Consider the following 6,053-nt stretch of genomic DNA (forward strand, 5'->3'; position numbering starts at 1 on the left):
TCATGAGTCATCAACTTACCTTCGCCGACAGTGAATTCAGCAGTAAGCGCCGTCAGACCAGAAAAGAGATTTTCTTGTCCCGCATGGAGCAGATTCTGCCATGGCAAAACATGGTGGAAGTCATCGAGCCGTTTTACCCCAAGGCTGGTAATGGCCGGCGACCTTATCCGCTGGAAACCATGCTACGCATTCACTGCATGCAGCATTGGTACAACCTGAGCGATGGCGCGATGGAAGATGCTCTGTACGAAATCGCCTCCATGCGTCTGTTTGCCCGGTTATCCCTGGATAGCGCCTTGCCTGACCGCACCACCATCATGAATTTCCGCCACCTGCTGGAGCAGCATCAACTGGCCCGCCAATTGTTCAAGACCATCAATCGCTGGCTGGCCGAAGCAGGCGTCATGATGACTCAAGGCACCTTGGTCGATGCCACCATCATTGAGGCACCCAGCTCGACCAAGAACAAAGAGCAGCAACGCGATCCGGAGATGCATCAGACCAAGAAAGGCAATCAATGGCACTTTGGCATGAAGGCCCACATTGGTGTCGATGCCAAGAGTGGCCTGACCCACAGCCTAGTCACCACCGCGGCCAACGAGCATGACCTCAATCAGCTGGGTAATCTGCTGCATGGAGAGGAGCAATTTGTCTCAGCCGATGCCGGCTACCAAGGGGCGCCACAGCGCGAGGAGCTGGCCGAGGTGGATGTGGACTGGCTGATCGCCGAGCGCCCCGGCAAGGTAAGAACCTTGAAACAGCATCCACGCAAGAACAAAACGGCCATCAACATCGAATACATGAAAGCCAGCATCCGGGCCAAGGTGGAGCACCCATTTCGCATCATCAAGCGACAGTTCGGCTTCGTGAAAGCCAGATACAAGGGGTTGCTGAAAAACGATAACCAACTGGCGATGTTATTCACGCTGGCCAACCTGTTTCGGGCGGACCAAATGATACGTCAGTGGGAGAGATCTCACTAAAAACTGGGGATAACGCCTTAAATGGCGAAGAAACGGTCTAAATAGGCTGATTCAAGGCATTTACGGGAGAAAAAATCGGCTCAAACATGAAGAAATGAAATGACTGAGTCAGCCGAGAAGAATTTCCCCGCTTATTCGCACCTTCCCTAATGGTGTAAGCCAATCTAACGCCTTTCTAGGACGAGTATTCAGTGACATGGCAACTTGATTTAAATAATGCTGATCTGCCTGATTTAAATCAATCCCTTTAGGTAAATATTGCCTAATTAAACCATTCATATTTTCGCATGTGCCTTTTTGCCAGGGTGAATGTGGGTCACAGAAATATACATCTATGCCTAAATCTTCTTCGAGTATTTTATGTTCTGACATCTCACGTCCACGGTCATAGGTCAACGTTTTACGCAGTTCTGCAGGTAAATATTTCAGAGCTTCAGTTAAAGCCTTGCGCACTGATTCTGCCTTTGCATCAGGTAATGTTGCCAAGATACAGAGCCGTGTATTTCGTTCAATAAGTGTTGCTATCGAACTTTTATTGTCTTTACCTTTAATTAAATCAGCTTCCCAATGACCCGGTATTTTTCTTTCTTGAACTTCGGCTGGGCGCTCATGAATAGTTTTAATATCCTGTAATATAGAATCTTTTTTAGGTTCACCGTTAGCTTTTCGCTTTTTATTTTCATGACGTAGACAGGATAATAAGTCTTTTTTCAACTCACCCTTTGGTAATGCTCGTATCGTTGAATAAATCGTTGTATGGCTTACATTCATTGTTTGATCCAAATCAGGAAATGTCTTTAAACGCTTTGCTATTTGCTGAGGAGACCATAAACAACGGATCGCTTCAACAATAAATTTCCAGAGGATTGAATCGATTTTGAGTTTTCTGTGACCACGTCTACGTCTAGCGAAGGTGTTATCAGAAGCATATCGAGCTTGATAAACGTCATTGATGCTATTTCTTTTAAGCTCACGATAGATCGTACTAGGATGTCTTTTAATGAGTTCAGCAAATTTTCTGGCTGAAAAGCCTTCTTTTCTTGACTCAAGCATTAATGCAGTACGATCTTCAAAGTTAAGATGATGGTATGACAATTTTATATACTCCATAAACCCTTTAAATTAATTAGGTGGTTTATGTCGCACTTCAAGTTTTACTCTGCCAACTTTAAATCAGTGGCTCCACTAACACTCTTCACTTATTTATTTAAAATTTAGCGACGTTAAAAGACAATTAAGTATTTTTAGATAATGGGGTTCTAGGGATTTTCCGTCCAAAAACGACAAAGTGCTCTGGAGGCCGCGCCGTCCGTGGCCTCCAGAGGGGTATTACTTTTCGCTGACGGGTAAATATCCCTCGATTGAGCGCATAAGCTCCTCCAGATCTGGCAATTTTTCGCTCAATTCGAAGTGGTAAGTCCCCTTGAGGTTAATGTTGTGCCAGGCCACAGGGGATGCCTGTTTGACGATATCTATTCTCTTGGTATCTCCTTGGTATTCGAAGCTGGTCAACAGCTGGCTGAGTATCCTGGAGTTGAAGTAAACGATGGCATTGGTGACCAGGCGAGCGCACTCATTCCATAGCTGGATTTCTTCGTCTGAACTGCCCCGGAACTGATCCCCATTGACGCTGCTCACGGCCCGACGCAGTTGGTGATAGGCCTCTCCCCGGTTCAGCGCGCGCTGAACATAGTTTCTTAAACTGGCATCATCGATGTAGCACAGTAGATAATTCGCTTTCACCAGGCGATTGTATTCCGTCAGGGCTTCCAGCAGCGGGTGATTGCGCTTGTACTCCGAGAGCTTTCTCACCAAGGTGGCTTGCGTTGTTTTCCGCTGCTTAAGTGATACTGCAATCCGTTGGATGGTATCCCAGTGCTGCGCAATACGATGGGTATTGATTGGCTTTTTTAAGCACAGCTGAATTCGGTGTTCTTTGTCTTCCTTGACATCAAACATGTCATTGATCACTTTGCCAACCTGGGCATAGCGTGGGGCAAACTGGTATCCGAACAGATCCAGTAACGCGAAGTTCACATGGTTCACCCCATGGGTATCGGTTGAGAGCACATCCGGAATGATGTCTGACGTATTGCTCATCAACAAATCAAAGATGTAGTGCGATTCATGTTCGTTGGCGCCGATCACTCTGGCGTTGATCGCAGCGTGATTGGCGATCAAGGTCATGGCAGAAACACCTTTTTGAGTGCCAAAGTACTTCGACGAATAACGGGTTTTGAAGGTCTCGCGCCGGGCTTCGAACTTTTGACCATCGGCACTGGCGTGGATCACATCTTCCTGGATGTTGTAGTACCGGAAGATGGGTAGCTTGGCTGTCGCGTTATTGATGTTGTCGTTAGCAGCATTCAATGTTTCCAGGCGAAGATAGTTCGCCTGGATAGTGCTGAGCTGATCATAGGTACGATCAGAGATCTGTGCCATGCCGTAAATGCCTTGATTGGTTGCATTGCCGACCAGAATTGCCAACAGGTCATATTCATGGGAACGGCTTCTGGATTGGGAACCCAGCACATGAGCGAAGCAGTCAATGAAACCGGTGTCACGATCAACCATGCGCAGTACATCCGCAATCCCCGTTGTGGGAATTTGCTGGAAGAAGGGATTGTTGACCAGATGATGTTTGCTGGCCGAAGGCAGGCGCCAGAAGCGTTTACCCTGCGGATTACGCAAGATGATATTCCGGTTGTCTTCCTGTTCAAGATATTCGCCGACTTCGTACAAACGGGTATCCAATTCCATGGCCATCTGTTTGATCAGCTTTTCAGGCTCCTCCGCTAATTTTGTAAAATGGCTCTGTTGAAGCAGCGTATATTTGTTTTTTCGCCAATGTTCCCCGTCGATCAGGTCGGCGTCGAGTGCCCGGTATTTAGTGATATCAGGCAGCGTCAGCTGGCCATTCAGGCGATCAGGAATCTGTTGATAGAGGAACCACTCATAACGATCGATCAGGATATTCCCTTCACCATCCAGCAGGAATTCACGTGATTTTTTGGAAAGGAGTCTGGTGTCGGCAGTTTGCAACTGAGCGTCCTGGCCGTTGAGTTCGTTTTGTGTTTTCGCCAAGGCGGCCGCTAAGTGCTGGGTGCCGTCGCAGCCTTCGAAGCGCAGACATAGGAACAACTCTCGCAGCAAACCTTTCCGCAGACTTTCTTTCTCGTCGCAGTACTGCCACATGGCTTCATCGACCGATCGTCGCTGCTCGTTCAGGAAGAGACATACAGATTCCAGATCCCTTTTGGTCAGCAGGCTCAGTGCTTGCTGTCTTACTGTTGCAAACGGTAGTTGCAGATCAATGCTGTCATCAATGAACAGGTGCAGTACTTCAGCTGCCTTGCTGACATTTTTAGCTGCTTTTTGCCAATCCTTAAACACCGCTTCCTGCGCATAATCCTTTGCCTTCTGTTTGGTCTGTCTGACATGATGCACAAAGCCATCGGCAATACGTTCCAGCGCTTGCTGCCATCGCGTTTGAAGATAGCACAATAAATACAGCCATTGGCTGCCTACGGTTTGACGTTTCAGTTTGGCACCGTAGTAGTCGACTTTCTCTGCCAGGTGTTGCAGATTTTTCTGCGACAGTGATAGCGTGCTCAACAGCAGATCCACTTCCGGCATCCAATGCTGGATATGGCGATAGACAATCAGTTCTTTCTCCAACTCGGTTCCGGTGAAGTTACGAGCCGATTGTCGCAACTGTCGGAACGGCAGTGGACCTGTGCCGTTCACGAGCTCCGCCAGTGCTTGCTTAAGACCGCGTGACATTGCACGCTCAAGGTGCGCGGCCATGTGTTCCTGTTCGTCTCCCACCACCTGACTGATGATCTTTTGCAGCGTGCTGTAGGCAGGGATTGCGATCTTCTGCCCCGAACAATATTCATTGGCCGCATCGAAGAGGTGCCTAGGCGCTGTCCAGGCTCTGGCTTGCTGGGATAAGTAATCTCTCAACGCCGCTCCATGGTCTTTGACATTCCAGCGCTGGTAGTTGCAGAGCTGGAAAACACGTTGGTAAATCCGTTCGTTCTCTTTTGGCGTGAGATTAAAGGGTCTACAGCCTGGGCCTGGTAGAACGGTTTGATAAACGTATTTGAGGTCCTGCTTGATCTGATGAAAGCCGGGATTCAGCACCACCGGCTTGGCTTTGAAATAGCCCAGCAGTACCACCAGCATGTAACGCTGGCCCCGATGACGGAGGCTTTTAGCGATCGCCAGTTCCTTATCGTTCAGCGAGAAAAAGAAGCGTTGGTCGGCGGAGGTGAAAGCGGGGGGTCCATATAACTCATCTTGTTCTGCCTCGGACAAGATTTGGACACGTTCTTCGAATGCCATGGATTTAGCCCAAAAAGACTAAATCTTACTCAAACAGAGCCCAAATAGGGATCTCGAAAAAAGTAATACCCCTCTGGAGGCCACAGACGGCGGGGCCTCCAGAGCACTTTGTCGTTTTTGGACGGAAAATCCCTAGAACCCCTCAGTGGGACGAAATGATCCGGACCGCTGGCTCCCTGAAGCTGGGCAAAGTACAGGTTTCAGTGCTGGTCCGTTCATTGCTGAAAAGTGAACGTCCTTCCGGACTGACTCAGGCAATCATTGAAGTGGGGCGCATCAACAAAACGCTGTATCTGCTTAATTATATTGATGATGAAGATTACCGCCGGCGCATTCTGACCCAGCTTAATCGGGGAGAAAGTCGCCATGCCGTTGCCAGAGCCATCTGTCACGGTCAAAAAGGTGAGATAAGAAAACGATATACCGACGGTCAGGAAGATCAACTGGGCACACTGGGGCTGGTCACTAACGCCGTCGTGTTATGGAACACTATTTATATGCAGGCAGCCCTGGATCATCTCCGGGCGCAGGGTGAAACACTGAATGATGAAGATATCGCACGCCTCTCCCCGCTTTGCCACGGACATATCAATATGCTCGGCCATTATTCCTTCACGCTGGCAGAACTGGTGACCAAAGGACATCTGAGACCATTAAAAGAGGCGTCAGAGGCAGAAAACGTTGCTTAACGTGAGTTTTCGTTCCACTGAGCGTCAGACCCCT

At 48.6% G+C, this 6,053-nt stretch carries 3 protein-coding genes and 1 pseudogene; 2 read left to right on the top strand and 2 right to left on the bottom strand.

Features of this window, described 5'->3' with window-relative positions; translation table 11 throughout:
• Positions 1–2: 2 nt before the first annotated feature.
• Positions 3–983 (top strand): IS5-like element IS5 family transposase, encoded by a 981-nt coding sequence (locus ACQG2G_RS23350; protein ID WP_000019402.1) that lies wholly within the window; start codon positions 3–5, stop codon positions 981–983.
• Between the two features lie 108 nt (positions 984–1,091).
• Here ACQG2G_RS23350 and ACQG2G_RS23355 read toward each other — a convergent pair whose 3' ends face one another.
• Complete coding sequence (locus ACQG2G_RS23355; protein WP_023408311.1) at positions 1,092–2,093, bottom strand: IS30 family transposase; 1,002 nt, start codon at positions 2,091–2,093, stop codon at positions 1,092–1,094.
• A gap of 219 nt (positions 2,094–2,312) precedes the next feature.
• Positions 2,313–5,330 (bottom strand): Tn3-like element IS3000 family transposase, encoded by a 3,018-nt coding sequence (locus ACQG2G_RS23360; protein ID WP_004199413.1) that lies wholly within the window; start codon positions 5,328–5,330, stop codon positions 2,313–2,315.
• 143 nt (positions 5,331–5,473) lie between these two features.
• On the opposite strand from ACQG2G_RS23360, the pseudogene ACQG2G_RS23365 reads away from it, so the two are divergent.
• Positions 5,474–5,986, top strand: a pseudogene (locus ACQG2G_RS23365) (Tn3 family transposase); the annotation flags it as partial.
• Positions 5,987–6,053: the final 67 nt, after the last annotated feature.

Origin of the sequence: Enterobacter cloacae complex sp. 382A5, from assembly GCF_050031095.1 — a bacterium.
In the GTDB taxonomy this organism is placed as follows: domain Bacteria; phylum Pseudomonadota; class Gammaproteobacteria; order Enterobacterales; family Enterobacteriaceae; genus Enterobacter; species Enterobacter cloacae.